At 67.4% G+C, this 12,958-nt stretch carries 17 protein-coding genes; 8 read left to right on the forward strand and 9 right to left on the reverse strand.

Annotated features, from left to right (window positions below):
* Nucleotide 1: 1 nt before the first annotated feature.
* Together G6N14_RS16885 and G6N14_RS16890 are read left to right on the forward strand one after the other, a co-directional pair.
* A complete protein-coding gene (locus G6N14_RS16885; protein WP_085136020.1) occupies nt 2–808 on the forward strand; it encodes a thioesterase family protein in 807 nt (268 codons plus the stop codon).
* Between the two features lie 183 nt (nt 809–991).
* Nucleotides 992–1,525 (forward strand): TetR/AcrR family transcriptional regulator, encoded by a 534-nt coding sequence (locus G6N14_RS16890; protein WP_085136019.1) that lies wholly within the window; start codon nt 992–994, stop codon nt 1,523–1,525.
* Here G6N14_RS16890 and G6N14_RS16895 read toward each other — a convergent pair.
* On the reverse strand, nt 1,522–2,862 hold the full coding sequence (locus tag G6N14_RS16895; protein WP_085136083.1) for an FAD-binding oxidoreductase: 1,341 nt from the start codon (nt 2,860–2,862) through the stop codon (nt 1,522–1,524). The genes G6N14_RS16890 and G6N14_RS16895 overlap by 4 nt on opposite strands.
* Before the next feature lie 60 nt (nt 2,863–2,922).
* Between G6N14_RS16895 and G6N14_RS16900 the strand changes: the two genes are divergently transcribed.
* The gene (locus G6N14_RS16900; RefSeq protein WP_085136018.1) at nt 2,923–3,822 is read left to right on the forward strand and encodes an alpha/beta hydrolase; all 900 of its coding nucleotides are present in this window, start codon (nt 2,923–2,925) and stop codon (nt 3,820–3,822) included.
* Here G6N14_RS16900 and G6N14_RS16905 read toward each other — a convergent pair.
* Entirely contained in the window at nt 3,777–4,466 is a 690-nt protein-coding gene (locus G6N14_RS16905) for a TetR/AcrR family transcriptional regulator (RefSeq protein WP_085136082.1), read from the reverse strand. The two genes, G6N14_RS16900 and G6N14_RS16905, sit on opposite strands and share 46 nt — an antisense overlap.
* Nucleotides 4,467–4,600: 134 nt before the next feature.
* Here G6N14_RS16905 and G6N14_RS16910 point away from each other — a divergent pair, with 134 nt between their 5' ends.
* Both G6N14_RS16910 and G6N14_RS16915 read left to right on the forward strand, forming a co-directional pair.
* Nucleotides 4,601–4,744 (forward strand): hypothetical protein, encoded by a 144-nt coding sequence (locus G6N14_RS16910; protein WP_109559829.1) that lies wholly within the window; start codon nt 4,601–4,603, stop codon nt 4,742–4,744.
* Between the two features lie 98 nt (nt 4,745–4,842).
* Nucleotides 4,843–5,658 (forward strand): tyrosine-protein phosphatase, encoded by an 816-nt coding sequence (locus G6N14_RS16915; protein ID WP_085136081.1) that lies wholly within the window; start codon nt 4,843–4,845, stop codon nt 5,656–5,658.
* A 32-nt stretch (nt 5,659–5,690) separates the two neighbouring features.
* On the opposite strand, the gene G6N14_RS16920 is transcribed toward G6N14_RS16915, so the two are convergent.
* The 3 genes from G6N14_RS16920 to G6N14_RS16930 all read right to left on the reverse strand — a co-directional run bounded on the left by G6N14_RS16920 (nt 5,691) and on the right by G6N14_RS16930 (nt 8,253).
* Nucleotides 5,691–6,554 (reverse strand): SDR family oxidoreductase, encoded by an 864-nt coding sequence (locus G6N14_RS16920; RefSeq protein WP_085136017.1) that lies wholly within the window; start codon nt 6,552–6,554, stop codon nt 5,691–5,693.
* Between the two features lie 126 nt (nt 6,555–6,680).
* Entirely contained in the window at nt 6,681–7,616 is a 936-nt protein-coding gene (locus G6N14_RS16925; RefSeq protein WP_085136016.1) for a class I SAM-dependent methyltransferase, read from the reverse strand.
* Nucleotides 7,617–7,683: 67 nt separating this feature from the next.
* Nucleotides 7,684–8,253: a TetR/AcrR family transcriptional regulator gene (locus tag G6N14_RS16930; protein ID WP_234808937.1), complete on the reverse strand. Its 570-nt coding sequence runs from the start codon at nt 8,251–8,253 to the stop codon at nt 7,684–7,686.
* 186 nt (nt 8,254–8,439) lie between these two features.
* Between G6N14_RS16930 and G6N14_RS16935 the strand changes: the two genes are divergently transcribed.
* Nucleotides 8,440–9,030, forward strand: coding sequence for a TetR/AcrR family transcriptional regulator (locus G6N14_RS16935; protein ID WP_085136014.1), 591 nt, complete (start codon nt 8,440–8,442; stop codon nt 9,028–9,030).
* Here G6N14_RS16935 and G6N14_RS16940 read toward each other — a convergent pair.
* Nucleotides 9,017–9,931: a DNA-3-methyladenine glycosylase family protein gene (locus G6N14_RS16940; RefSeq protein ID WP_085136080.1), complete on the reverse strand. Its 915-nt coding sequence runs from the start codon at nt 9,929–9,931 to the stop codon at nt 9,017–9,019. The genes G6N14_RS16935 and G6N14_RS16940 overlap by 14 nt on opposite strands.
* 64 nt (nt 9,932–9,995) lie before the next feature.
* On the opposite strand from G6N14_RS16940, the gene G6N14_RS16945 reads away from it, so the two are divergent.
* Nucleotides 9,996–10,385 (forward strand): nuclear transport factor 2 family protein, encoded by a 390-nt coding sequence (locus G6N14_RS16945; RefSeq protein WP_085136013.1) that lies wholly within the window; start codon nt 9,996–9,998, stop codon nt 10,383–10,385.
* On the opposite strand, the gene G6N14_RS16950 is transcribed toward G6N14_RS16945, so the two are convergent.
* Genes G6N14_RS16950 through G6N14_RS16960 form a run of 3 tightly spaced genes read right to left on the reverse strand, consistent with a single transcriptional unit; the run spans nt 10,382 to nt 12,275 of the window.
* On the reverse strand, nt 10,382–10,762 hold the full coding sequence (locus G6N14_RS16950; RefSeq protein ID WP_085136012.1) for a DUF427 domain-containing protein: 381 nt from the start codon (nt 10,760–10,762) through the stop codon (nt 10,382–10,384). The two genes, G6N14_RS16945 and G6N14_RS16950, sit on opposite strands and share 4 nt — an antisense overlap.
* Nucleotides 10,759–11,772: an NAD-dependent epimerase/dehydratase family protein gene (locus G6N14_RS16955; protein ID WP_085136011.1), complete on the reverse strand. Its 1,014-nt coding sequence runs from the start codon at nt 11,770–11,772 to the stop codon at nt 10,759–10,761. Before G6N14_RS16955 ends, G6N14_RS16950 begins: the two co-directional genes overlap by 4 nt.
* Nucleotides 11,769–12,275, reverse strand: coding sequence for a nuclear transport factor 2 family protein (locus G6N14_RS16960; RefSeq protein ID WP_085136010.1), 507 nt, complete (start codon nt 12,273–12,275; stop codon nt 11,769–11,771). The genes G6N14_RS16955 and G6N14_RS16960 overlap by 4 nt, the downstream gene beginning before the upstream one ends.
* A 134-nt stretch (nt 12,276–12,409) precedes the next feature.
* Between G6N14_RS16960 and G6N14_RS16965 the strand changes: the two genes are divergently transcribed.
* Nucleotides 12,410–12,949 carry a VOC family protein gene (locus tag G6N14_RS16965; RefSeq protein ID WP_163787208.1) on the forward strand — a complete coding sequence of 180 codons (540 nt, stop codon included), beginning with the start codon at nt 12,410–12,412 and terminating at the stop codon, nt 12,947–12,949.
* Nucleotides 12,950–12,958: the final 9 nt, after the last annotated feature.

The following is a 12,958-nucleotide window of genomic DNA, read 5'->3' on the forward strand; positions in this document are numbered from 1 at the left end:
CATGACCGACGCCTACTACGAGCTGCTGGACCCCGACGACTCCCGCGGCGAGAGGTTCGCGGCCACCGATTTCGTCCGAGGAACCTGGTCAGCTCAGATTCAGCACGCCGCGCCGGTGTCGGCGCTGCTGGTCCGGGCGCTGGAGCGCCTGGATGCCCGCGACGACACCCGGCTCAGCCGGGTCACCATCGACCTGCTGGGACCGGTACCGGCCGAGGGTGACCTGTGGGTGCGCTGCCAGGTGGACCGCCCCGGCAAGCAGATCGAACTGGTCAGCGCTCAAATGCTGGCAGCGGGGCCTGACCGGCTCCTGCGGCCGGTCGCCCGGGCGACCGGTTGGCGGCTCCAGAAACTGGACACCTCCGAGGTGCAGCACGCCTCGGCGCCTCCCCTGCGGCCGGTCCACGAGGCGCGCGGCATGGACATGCAGCGCAAGTGGGACCGCAACTACGTGCACAGCCTGGATTGGCGGTGGTTGACCACGCCGCTGGCACCGGGGGCCGGCGAGTCGTGGATCTCGCCGATCGTCGACCTGGTCAACGGCGAGGCGATGACACCACTGCAGCGGCTGTTCGCGGTGGCCGACGACGCCAACGGCGTCGGCACCAAGCTCGACATCACCACGTGGACGTTCCTCAACACCGACCTGGTGGTGCACGTGCACCGGATTCCCGACGGCGAATGGATCGGGATCCGCGCCGAGACCAACTACGGCCCGGACGGCATCGGGACGACCATCGGCACGCTGTTCGACCAGCGCGGCGCGGTTGCCGGCATCCAGCAGTCGGTCCTGGTGCGCCGTCGTTGACCGCCCCCGGCAGTCCTGCCTATCCCCGGTCATCGCGACAGCTCCCGCTTATCGGATGTGACGCCAGGCGCCTCGATCGCGATAATCGACTCACGGTCCGGCCCGGGACCCACGACGGCGAGGAACGATGTCCAAGCACCGAACTCCCGTGACACTCGCTCCCTACTTTGTAAAGTTTGCGCAATGACCCCTTCGGTGGACCCCCCCGACAACTCGACGCGGCAGCGGATCCTCGCGGCCACCGCCGAGGTGCTCGGGCGCAACGGGATGACCAAACTCAGCCTGTCCGAGGTGGCCGCCCAGGCCGGGGTCTCCCGCCCGACCCTGTATCGGTGGTTCCCGTCGAAGGAAGAACTGATCTCAGCGTTCTCCCGCTACGAGCGGCACATCTTCGACAGCGGTCTGGCGAGCGCCACCGAAGGACTTAAGGGAGCCGAAAAACTCGACGCTGCACTGCGTTTCATCGTCGACTACCAGCACTCCTCGACGGGCGTGCGAATGATCGACATCGAACCCAAGCACGTGCTGGCCGATTTCTCCCGGATCATCGTGCCGATGCGCGAGGGCCTGCAGCGCATGCTGACCGGACCTGATGCCGCAGTGAAGGCGGCCGCGGCCATCCGGATCGCCATCTCGCACTACATCATTCGCAGCGACGACTCTGAGCAGTTCCTCGCTCAGCTGCGCCAGGCCGTCGGCAGCAGGCACCGCGACTAGTCGAAGAGCACCGCGGCATTGAGATACCCGGTCGGATCGAACGCTGCCTTGATCGTCTGCATCGCCGCGATGTCGGCCGGCCCGCGCGACATCGACAGGTAGGCCCGTTTTCGGCTTCCCACCCCGTGTTCGGAGCTGACGTTGCCGCCGCACCCGGCGATGAGCTCCATCATCGCCGCATACAGGGCAGCCTCGGCTGATTCCGAGCAGCGCAGCACGTTGAAATGCAGGTTTCCCTCGCCGATATGACCGAACAGCAACGGAAGCGCCTCCGGTGCATGGCGCTGCACCAGCGTGCTCGCCGCCGCAGCGAATCCGGCGACGGCCGCCAGGGGCAGCGAGACATCGAACTTCAGTGGGGGGCCGAACGCTCCCAGTACGTCGGCCACCGCTTCGCGCACCCGCCAGAGTCGCTGCTGGGTCGCGAGGTCAGACCCCACCGCCGGCTCCGCGCAGGATCGCACCCGTGCCAGCAGGCCCTCGAGGCGATCGGTCTGGTCATGATCGCCGGTCAGCTCCGCCACCAACAACCACTCGCCGGCAACCGGCGCGGGCACGCCGAGCCGCTCCCCCGTCAAGGCCGCGGCGCGGGCATCGATCACTTCGAGGGCGGCGACGCCGTCCAGGTCGCGAAAGACCCGGGCGGCCTCGACCAGGGCCTCGAGCTCGGCAAAGCCGCAGACGACGGTCACCCGGTGCGCCGGAATGGGATGCAGTCTCAGGTCGAGTCCGGTGATGACACCCAACGTCCCTTCGGCCCCCACGAACAGCGCCGGCAGGTTGTAGCCGGTGTTGTCGCTTCGCACCGAGCTGTGCCGGTTCACCAGCGTGCCGTCCGGCAGTGCCACCTGCAGGCCCAGCACCTGTTCGCCCATGTTGCCGTAGTGCACCGTGTACAGCCCGCCGGCATTGGTGGAGGCCATTCCGCCGACGGTGGCGCTGTCGCGGGCGCTCAGATCGACCCCGAAGATCAGCCCGGCGCCGGCCGCGGCGCGCTGGACCGCCGACAGGGTCGCACCGGCGCCCGCCTGCACCCGGCGCTCGACGGCATCGACCTCACCGACGGTGTTCAGCCGCTCGGTGGACAGCAGCACGTCGTCGTACTCCGGGACGGTGCCGGCCACCAGGGAGGTACGCCCGCCCTGAATGGTGACGTGGGCGCCGGCGTCGCGGCAGAGCCGCAGCACCGCGGCAACATGCTCCGGCGATCCGGGCCGCACCAGCGCGCCGGCCCGGCCCCGGTAGCGGCCGGTGTAGTCGACGCTGCGGCCGGCCAGTACGTCGCGATCGTCGGTGACGTGGGCGGGACCCACCACCTCTGCCAGATTCCGCATCAGGCTCGCGGTCACCGTCCCGGTCACGAAGCCGGTCTATCACACACCGGGCTACCTTGAAGCATGGCTACCCGCGAAGACATCTCGTTCCGTTCCGGCGCGGACCGCATCAGCGCATGGTTGTACCGCCCCGATGACTCCGGCCCGAACGGCGCACCGCTGCTGGTCATGGCGCATGGCCTGGGCGCGGTGCGGACCATGCGCCTGGACGCCTATGCCGAGCGATTCGCCGCGGCCGGTTACGCCTGCCTGGTATTCGACTACCGCAACTTCGGCGACAGCGACGGCGCTCCGCGCCAGTTGCTCGACGTGGGCATGCAGCTGGCGGACTGGTCGGCCGCGGTCGACTTCGCGCATACCCTGCGCGGCGTCGACCGCAACCGGATCGGCCTGTGGGGCACCTCGTTCGGCGGTGGGCACGTGATCGCCACCGCGGCCCGGCTGCCGGTGGCGGCGGTGGTGGCGCAATGCCCGTTCACCGATGGAATCGCTTCGGCGCGCTGCATTCCGCCGTTGACCACCGCGCGGATCAGCGTGCTGGCCTTGCGTGATCTGGCCGCGGCCCGGCTGGGCAATCCGCCGGTGATGGTGGCAACCGCCGGTCGCCCCGGCGATGTCGCGCTGATGAGTACGCCCGACTCCTACCCGGGTTACCTGAAGCTGGCTCCGCCGGGACAGAACCTGCGCAACGAGGTTGCCGCCCGCATCGGGATGAAGATCCTGGCCTACCGCCCAGGCCGGCTGGCAGCCAAGGTGTCATGCCCGATTCTGTTCTGCGTCTGCGACACCGATTCGGTCGCCCCGCCGGGGCCGACCCTGCGCTACGCCGCAAAAGCCCCCCGCGGCATCGTCAAGAGATATCCCGAGGGCCACTTCGACATCTACGTCGGCGATGCCTTCGAGCGGGTGGTCGCCGATCAGCTGGAGTTCTTGGACCGCAACCTCGCCTCGCCGTCGGGGTAAACCCCCAGCGGCGACTCGACCCGGATCGTCTCGTCGCGGATCAGGCCACGCAGCAGCGCGGTGCTGAACTCCGCGGCGATCTCCTTGGCACTGCGGCGCCCGCTGGGCCGCAACCATCGATAGGCCCCCAGCGTCATGCCGATGTAGCCCAGTGCCAGCACGTGCGAATCGCAGGGGTAGAACTCGCCGCTGGCGATACCACGGTCGATCAGGCCGTGCACGTGCTCGTAGACCTGGGCTTCCTTCTCCCGGATCGCGGCCACCTGCTCCTCGGTGAACCACTCGGTGATGTAGGGCTGCTCCTGGAAGTAGACCGCCGCGCCTTCTGGATTGACCGCGATCTGGTCGAGCAGGCGCACCGTGTACTGGTACAACGCCTCACGCGCGGTCCAGGACGGGTCGTCGTGCACGGCTGCCAGCGTCCGTTCCGCGGCCCCCTGGTAGATGTCGTACAGGATCAACGACTTGCTGGCGTAGTAGTGGTAGACGGTCGCTTTGTTGAGCCCCACCACCTCGGCGACGTCATCCATGCGGGTGCCGTGGTAACCACGGGCGGCGAACAACTTGGTGGCGACCGCGAGCAGCTCTTCGCGACGGGAAGGGCTCTGGGTCGACCCCCCGGACGTGGCCTTGCCGTTTGTCATGTCCACTCACTCTTCGGCCAGGCCGGTGTCATCGGCGAATCAATCAACTGGTTGGAAGGATTCTAGGCAGTCCGCTGTGGTGGTGTTGACCGGCCGACTAAACTTGGTGGAATCCAAGCTAAGGGGTTGACGACATGGGTCCTGGTTACGGTTACGATCCGAATCCGGATTACGAGATGAGCGATGAAGCCGAGTTCTTCTTCAAATATCTGACCTGGGGCCTGCGCGGCGTCGAGAGCGGTGGCGGCTACCCCCCGCAGAACTACCCGCCGATCTAAGCCTGAAAACCGACCCGACGGCCCCTGATCCAGCTGGATCGGGGGTCGTTTGACGTCTGCCCACGAAGTCCGGCGGCCCGGTGTCCTATCGTGGCCGGGTGACCTCCCAGCCGAATCTGCCCGGGGCCTGGAATTTCCGCGACGTCTCGGAGTCGACCGGCGCGCTACGCCCGGGCCGCCTGTTCCGCTCCAGCGAACTGAGCCGCCTGGAGCAGGGCGGCCGCGAGGAACTGTTGCGCCTGGGGGTGGCCGACGTGGCCGACCTGCGATCGCCGCGCGAAGTCACCCGCCGCGGACCCGGCCTGGTGCCCGACGGCATCGGCATCCACCTGCTGCCCTTCCCGGATCTGGCCGGCGACCAGTCACCGGACAGCTCGGCGCCACACGAGGACGCGTTCCGCAACATGATGGCCCAGAAGCCTGACGAGGACTCCGCGGCCGACGTCGCCGCCCGCTACATGACCGAGGAGTACGCGCGGTTCCCCACTCTCGCCGGATCTCGCCGCGCGGTGCAGCGGGTGGTGTCCCTGCTGGCCCAGGGCCGGCCGGTTCTGACGCACTGCTTCGCCGGAAAGGACCGCACCGGATTCGTCGTCTCGGTGGTGCTGCGGGCGGCCGGGGTGGACCAGGACGCCGTCATCGAGGACTACCTGCGCAGCAATGCCGCGGTCCCGGCGTTGCGCGACCGGCTCATGGAAATCATCCGGCAGCGACCCGAGTCCGAGATCACGCCGGAGATGCTGACCTTCACCGAGGCGCGCCTCTCCGACGAAGTGCTCGGTGTGCGGACCGACTATCTGGATGCCGCCGATCGCTCGATTGCCGAGAACTTCGGGACGCTGGACGGTTTCCTGCAGGCCGCCGGAGTCACCGACACCGACCTCGACGCGCTGCGCAGGGCGCTTCGCGACTGAGGCGGGCGACGGTAACTCCGGCGCTCGAACCGCTACTGCAGGGAGAAGTTGGCTGCCTTGGCTTGCGACAGGTCGGCGATGTCCGACCACGCAGCCGCGATGTCGTCGACCGACGGCGGGTTCTCGAACACCGCGCCCGCGTTCTCAAACAGGGCCGCCCGCTGCACCTTGCCGCCGCCGGCGATGAACACCGAGCCGGTCTCGGCAACTTCTTCGGTGCACAGGTAGGCCACCACCGGGGCCACGTATTCGGGCTTGAGCTTGGCCAGCACCTCTGGGGGCAGGATGTCTTCGGTCATCCGGGTAGCCGCGATGGGAGCGATGGCGTTGGCCTTGATGTTGTACTTGGCACCCTCGATGGCCAGCGTGTTGATCAGGCCGACCAGGCCGAGCTTGGCCGCGCCGTAGTTGGCCTGGCCGAAGTTGCCGAACAGCCCACTGGTGGACGTGGCAACCACCACGCGGCCGAAGCTCTGCTCACGGAAGTGCGGCCACGCCGCCCGCACCACGTTGTAGCCACCGTAGAGGTGCACCTGCAGTACGGCGTCCCAGTTCTCCGACGTCATCTTGTGGAAGGTGCCGTCGCGCAGGATTCCGGCGTTGCTGACCACGCCGTCGACCTTGCCGAACTCCTCGACTGCGGTCTTGATGATGTTGGCGGCGCCCTCGGCGTCGGCGACACTGTCGTAGTTGGCGACGGCCCGGCCGCCTGCCTCTTTGATCTCAGCGACCACCTGGTCAGCCATGTTGTGCCCGGCCCCGGTGCCGTCGCGGGCACCACCGAGATCGTTGACCACCACAGCGGCACCTTCGCGAGCCAGGGTCAGGGCGTACTCACGACCCAGCCCACCACCGGCCCCGGTGACGACGACAACACGATCCTGCACTCCGGACATCAGTTTCCTTCCTCGATTCCATCGCCACGCTAGAACAGCCCTCGGAAGGGCCTAGCGCCAACTTCCAGGTCTTCTCTGTATACGGGGGACGAATCGAGTCCGCTATGCCGGGTCGACTGTGACCGGTCAGGTCCGCACCGCGGTGACGAATTCGGAGAATGCATCCTCGTCTTCGCCCATCGGCACGTCCACCCAGCGGTTCAGCCGGCGCATCTCGGCGGTGGAGGACTGCGCGGTGGCCTGCCAGCCGTGCTCATCGAGCCAGCTCCGGACGTCCGCGCGGTCGTCATCGTGGTAGACGAGGTCTTGGATGTCGATCGTCTCCGACAGCCCGATCGCCGCGGCGATCTTCTTGAACCGCTCCGACATCTGCTGCCGGCGCTCATCGGAATGGTTGCCCGCGGTTTCGGCCGCTATCCGGCTGCCGGGTGCGCTGAGCGTGGTGATCTGGTCGAACAGCCGGTCCTGGCCCTCGGCGGGCAGGTACATCAACAAGCCTTCTGCCAGCCACGCCGTGGGCGCCGCCGGATCGAAGCCGGCCGCGGTCAGCGCAGCAGGCCAGTCCTGACGCAAATCGATCGCCACGGTGCGCCGGTCAGCCGCCGGCGTCACGTTGTGCGCGGCCAAGGTCTGTTCCTTGTAGGCCAGGACTTTCGGCTGGTCGATCTCATAGACGACGGTGCCGGCCGGCCACTGCAGTCGGTACGCCCGTGAGTCCAAGCCGGAAGCAAGAATCACGATCTGCCGAATACCCGACGCGGCAGCATCGTTGAAGTAGGCGTCGAAGAAATGCGTGCGGACCGCCTGGTAGTTGCGCATGTGGTGGTACATCGCGGCGACCTCGGGGTCGATGGCCTCCACCTTGGCGACCAACTCCTCGTCGAGCAGCATCTCCCAGACGCCGGTACCGGCCCCGGCAACCAGCAGTTGGGCGTAGGGGTCGCGGATCAGCGGGTCGGGGCCGGCGGTCTCGGCTGCGCGGGCGGCAGCGACCATCACCGCCGTGGAACCGACACTGGTGGCGATATCCCAGGTGTCGTTGTGGGTACGCAGAGCGCTCATGGTGTTACCTCGTTCGGGTCACGGCCGATGTCGAAGACCATGCTACCGACGAAAGTTAGCCGGGCTATTAACCCCGCCTGTCCACCGGCTGACGCAACCGCCAGAGATCCTGCGCCAGCAGCGCCTGAAAACTGTCCACCACGCCCGCCGAGGCACCCACCAGGGAGATGTAGGACGTGACCCCCCACAACACGGCCAGCAGCATCTCGGTCAACTCGGCGACGCCCGAGTCGGTGACCAGCTCTCCCCGCTCGATCGCCTCGCTGAGCGCCTCGACCAGGAATGATTGCGTCGGCAGTTGAATGGCACCGACCAGCGACCGCAAGGCGGGATCACGCTGGGCGTCCACCACGGCGGTGACCACGAACGCCGCCACCGTGTGGTTTTCTTCGGCGAGCCGGACGAACGACGCCACCACCGACGACAGCTGCCCCACCAGGGTGCGTTGCGAACGCGCCTCCTCGACGGCCTTCTGGAGCAGGGCCGCCGCCTGGGTCAGAACCTCCTGATAGAGCAGCTGCTTGCGCGGGAAGTAATGGTTGACGGCCGGCCGGGTGACCTGCGCGCGTTCCGCCACGGCCTGAAACGTCGTTGCGTGGTAACCGACTTCGCCGAACACACCGCTGGCGGCGGACACGATGCGCTCACGCGTCACGCCGGAGCGCGCCCCCCGAGGCCGCCCCACTCTGCGGAATGCAGAATTCGGCACCGGACAAGTGTTTCACGGGCAGGGCTGGTGTCCACCCGGAATTGCAAAATGCAGATTAACTTAATAGTTCGCTGTGCTGTATACCAATGGCGTCCGGCCAACTAAAGTCAACTTATGGCCGCGATTCTCTCCCGTCAGGCGTACTTCGAGACAGGACTCGAGGTGCTTGCCGAGCTTGGCCACGGGGGCCTCAAGCTGGCCGAAGTGTGCAATCGGCTCGGCGTGACGACGGGCTCGTTCTACCACTACTTCACCAGTTGGCCGGTGTACACGCGCGAGCTGGTCCAGCACTGGCGGGAAGTCCGCACGATCCAGCAGGCGGAGTCCGCGCGGGCGATACCCGATCCCCGGCAGCGCCTCGACACCCTGATCCAGCTCGGACTGACGTTGCCGCACAGCGCCGAATCCGCGATCCGCGCCTGGGGCTCGGCGGATCCCCGAGTCCATGCGGTGCAGGCCGAGGTGGATCAGCACCGCTACGACATCGTCTTCGAGTCGGCCCTGGAAATCCTGCATAACCAGCGCTCGGCGCATCTGTTCGCCAGCTGCGCGATGTACCTGCTGGTGGGCTACGAGCAGGCTCTGCTGCCCCGCGACAACTCCACGATGGCGTGGATCACCGCACAGTTGCTCACTGCGCTCGACACCGGCCGGTTTCCCGCCGGCATCGACAGCCCCCGCGGGGCGTCGTCTACAACGAGCTGATGCGTTGTAGCGCCAATCGCGGGCCACGTCGTTGACTCACAGCCAGACCGCTTTCGATCAGCAACCGCACCACCCGGTGCCGGTGCGGCCGCATCGGCTCCAGAAGTTCGGTCATCGCGGCGTCATCGATCGGATGCCCGAGTAGCGTACGGCCGACCATCGTTGCCAGGTGATAGTCGCCGACCGACAGGGCATCGGCATCGCCGAATGCCCGCTGCGCGGTTTCGGCCGCGGTCCACTGCCCCACGCCGGGCAGCGACATCAGCGCCGCACGGGCCTGGGCGGCGGGGCGGCTCGCCAGCTTTTCCAAGGCGACCGCACGTTGCGCGCAACCCACGATGGTGCGGGCCCGTCCCCCATCAACGTTGGCGCGGTGGAACTTCCACGATGGGATGCTCCGCCAGGTCTGCGCCGGCGGCGGCACCCGCATGAGTTCCGGCGCCGGGCCGGGTGCCGGCGAGCCGAACTCGGTGACCAGCATCCGCCAGGCCTGAAAGGCATCGACCCCGGGCACTCGTTGCTCGAGCACCGCGGGGATGAGCGACTCGAGCACTCGGCCGGTGCGGCCGAGCCGCAGGTGCGGCACCCGCCGGTGGGCGGCACGCACCGTCGGCTCGGTCGGGGCGAAGTCCGCCGCCTCGTCATGGACGCCCAGCAAACCCGGTAACCCTTCGAGGAACTCCGCGGCACCGGCGCCCCACGCAGCACAGTCCACCGCGTCGGGAGCCGCTCGGGTGATGCGCGCAGTCACCGGCCCGCTGGGCATCAGGCTGGTTCGCCAGATCGCGCCGTCGGCCATCTGCAGGCACGGGTCGCCCGGCCCGCGGCGCAGCGGGGCCAACGTCAGCCCGGGACTGGCCGGGCCGGGGAAGACGACGGTGCGGCAAAGCGAAGTACTGATGACGCGATCATAAGGATTGCCGGCCCGCGTTGACCGCCGCGCGCGGCCACGCCACGATGGTGTGGTGTCCACCCCTTTTGATGATCCGCAGGCGGAACTGGCATGGATGTTTCTGCAGGGCCTTTGTGGCGACGATGACCTCGATGAGATCTTCACGCTGGTCAGTGACGATTTCACCTACTGGAGCATCCTGACCCGCGAGGCCATCGACAAGGACGCGCTGCGGCTGCAGGTCGAGCAGCGCCGAATGGGCCTGCGGGTGGGCCTGGACCTGCTGCGCTGCATCAACGAACACGAAACAGTCGTGATCGAAGCGTTGGGTGACTGTGTGACCGCCGACGGTTCGCACTATGACAGTCCGGTGGTGTTCATCATCGACACCCATGATGGGCGGATCGTCTCGGTCCGCGAGTTCACCGATACCCGGTACGCCGGCCAGGTGCTGGGCCTCTAGGCGTCGGCGACGGCGATATCTGCCTTGGCCGGGTAGAACGCGATGTGTCCGGCGATATCCGCGACCGCCGGAAACGGCTGTTCGTAGGTCCACGCCGCATCGGCGACGGTCTGGCCGTCCGGGGTGTTCACGCTGTAGTAGGCGGCATCGCCCTTGAACGGGCAGTAGCTGGTGGTCGCGGTCCGAGTGAGCATGTCGCGCCGCACATCGGCCAGCGGAATGTACTGGACGGCAGGACGCGTGGATTCCTGCAGCGTCAGGGCGTCGGCGCTGTCGGCGACGAGCTCGCCGCCGATGCGCACCGTGACCCGTCGACCCGTCGGGGTCACGGTGATCGGATATTCGGCGGTCGGGGTGTGGATCGGTCGTGGGGTCATGCGGGGCTACCTCGCTTTCTGGCATCGCGCAGCTTCACCCAGAAACGCGCCGCCTCCCGGATCGATTCCTCGACCGGTCGTGGCTGCCAGCCGAGCTCACGTACCGCCTTGCTGTGATCCACCGGCGCCTCGGCGCGCATCATCTGAACCGACTTCAGGCTCAGCTCGGCGTCCTTGCCCGTCAACCGCGCCCGAAGGCTGCCCAGTGCGCCCAGCGCATACAGGACCGGCACCGAGATCGAGCGCGCCGGCGGGGGCACACCGGCTTCGTCGGCCGCGATCTCTACCACCTCCTGCAGCGCAATCAGCCGCTCGGAGATCAGGTAGCGCTGTCCATTGCGGCCCCGCTCGGCGGCCAGAATCATTGCGCGGGCGGCGTCGTCGACCCCGACCACTTCAAGCTCGATCCCCTTCATGAGAAACGGCAGTTTGCCGAAGGCCGCCCCGGCGATGAACGCCCCGTGCGGCGTCCGGCCCCAGTCGCCGTCGCCGTAGGTGGTCGACACGCACATCGCCACCGCGGGCACGCCCGCCTCGGCGACGCTGCGCAGCACCAGTTCCTCGGCCTGTACCCGGGACTGCACATAGGGCGTCAGGCCAGGCTGGTCGATGATGTCGTCCTCGGTGGCCACGCGGCCGCGGCGCCGGCCCACCGTGGCGTAGCTGCTGGTGAACACGAACCGGCGCAGCCCGGCGTCTTTGGCGACCGCCAGCACGTTGCGGGTGCCCTCAACGTTGGTGCGAAACAGCGGGCTGGGATCGCGCAGCCAGGCGCGCGTGTCGACCACGCAGTAGTAGACGTCGTCGCAACCGGCCATCGCCTGCGCCAACGTGGCGGAGTCGAAGACGTCGCCGTGGAACCGGGTGACGTCGAGGTGGTCGATGGCGATGGTGTTGGCGTTCGGACGCACCATGACCCGCACGTCTTCGCCGGCGTCGACAAGCTGCCGCGTGACGTGCGACCCCAAAAATCCGTTGGCGCCGATGACCAGCTTGGGCTTGGGGCTCACGCGTTGCCTCCGAACTGCCGCATCCAGGCGGCCGCTTCATCGTCGAGGGTGCCCAGTTCCTGGGCTTTGCGGCACCACTTCATCGTCGCGGAGACGAAGCGCAGTGGGTTGTAGACGTCCTCCTGGCGGCGCCACAGGCCGTCACCGGCGTAGGTGATGATCGAGATGTTGGTCGCGCTGATGATGGTGCCGTCGCCCGGATCGCGCATCGGATTGTCCAGTTCGCAGATGATGCGGCCGCCGGCCTCGTCGATGACCGACCACACTGACGGAAATTCGGTCATGTGGCTGCCCGGGAAGCTGGACATGGTCTTGCGGATCCAGCTGCGCACCTCGTCGCGCCCGTGCATGGTTCCCATCGCATGCTCGACATATTCGACGTCAGGGGTGTAATGGCCGGCCCAGGCGTCCCAGTCCTTGGTTTCGGCGGCGCGGGCGACGGTCTGCTCGAACACATCGAATGCGGCCGCCAGTTCTGCACGGCTGAACTGCGGATTCGTCATGCGATGAACTAGAACACGTTCTAGCAGTGTTGTCGAGAGCGGACGCCACCGAAATCGAATCTGGGTTTAAATTCGAAACGGTGTTACGGTGGCGCCGCCGGCCCACCGCGGGCCGTGAGGAGGTAACCGCCCACGTGACTGCCCCCAAACCCGCCGTCGGCCTGCATCACGCGGCCTACGCCTGCGCAGACCTGGAAGCCACTCACCATTTCTACGAGGACCTGCTGGGATTCCCGCTGGTGCACACCGAGGTCGAGCACCTGCAGGACGGCTACTTCCGGCATGTGTTCTACGACCTCGGCGACGGATCCTGCATCGCCTTCTTCGACCTGCACGGAGTCGGCGAGAAGCCCGACTGGTCGAGTTCGCTCTCACGCCCGAACGGGCTGCCGGTCTGGGTGAATCACGTGGCCTTCCGGGCAACCGAGGAGAAGCAGAACGAAGTCCGGGCCCGCATGGACGCCGCCGGGGTCAAGGCGTTGATGGATGTCGACCACGGCTGGTGCCACTCGCTGTACTACCTGGATCCCAACGGGATCATGGTCGAATTGTGCCGCGACACACCCGGTTTCGAAAGCGACCCGGAGAAGGCGCGCGCCTTGCTGACAAGCACCGCCCGAGCGGCGGATCCCAAAGTGGTCACGTCGAGCTCGACCACCACCCGCCTCGGCTGAGCCCGCACC

The sequence above is a fragment of the Mycolicibacter hiberniae genome (assembly GCF_010729485.1).
Lineage (GTDB): Bacteria > Actinomycetota > Actinomycetes > Mycobacteriales > Mycobacteriaceae > Mycobacterium > Mycobacterium hiberniae.

Bases quoted from the DNA above. Each gene is read 5' to 3' on its own strand.
- G6N14_RS16885 (WP_085136020.1), top strand. From the start codon at position 2: ATGACCGACGCCTACTACGAGCTGCTGGACCCCGACGACTCCCGCGGC.
- G6N14_RS16890 (WP_085136019.1), top strand. From the start codon at position 992: ATGACCCCTTCGGTGGACCCCCCCGACAACTCGACGCGGCAGCGGATC.
- G6N14_RS16900 (WP_085136018.1), top strand. From the start codon at position 2,923: ATGGCTACCCGCGAAGACATCTCGTTCCGTTCCGGCGCGGACCGCATC.
- G6N14_RS16905 (WP_085136082.1), bottom strand. From the start codon at position 4,466: ATGACAAACGGCAAGGCCACGTCCGGGGGGTCGACCCAGAGCCCTTCC.
- G6N14_RS16910 (WP_109559829.1), top strand. From the start codon at position 4,601: ATGGGTCCTGGTTACGGTTACGATCCGAATCCGGATTACGAGATGAGC.
- G6N14_RS16920 (WP_085136017.1), bottom strand. From the start codon at position 6,554: ATGTCCGGAGTGCAGGATCGTGTTGTCGTCGTCACCGGGGCCGGTGGT.
- G6N14_RS16925 (WP_085136016.1), bottom strand. From the start codon at position 7,616: ATGAGCGCTCTGCGTACCCACAACGACACCTGGGATATCGCCACCAGT.
- G6N14_RS16935 (WP_085136014.1), top strand. From the start codon at position 8,440: ATGGCCGCGATTCTCTCCCGTCAGGCGTACTTCGAGACAGGACTCGAG.
- G6N14_RS16950 (WP_085136012.1), bottom strand. From the start codon at position 10,762: ATGACCCCACGACCGATCCACACCCCGACCGCCGAATATCCGATCACC.
- G6N14_RS16960 (WP_085136010.1), bottom strand. From the start codon at position 12,275: ATGACGAATCCGCAGTTCAGCCGTGCAGAACTGGCGGCCGCATTCGAT.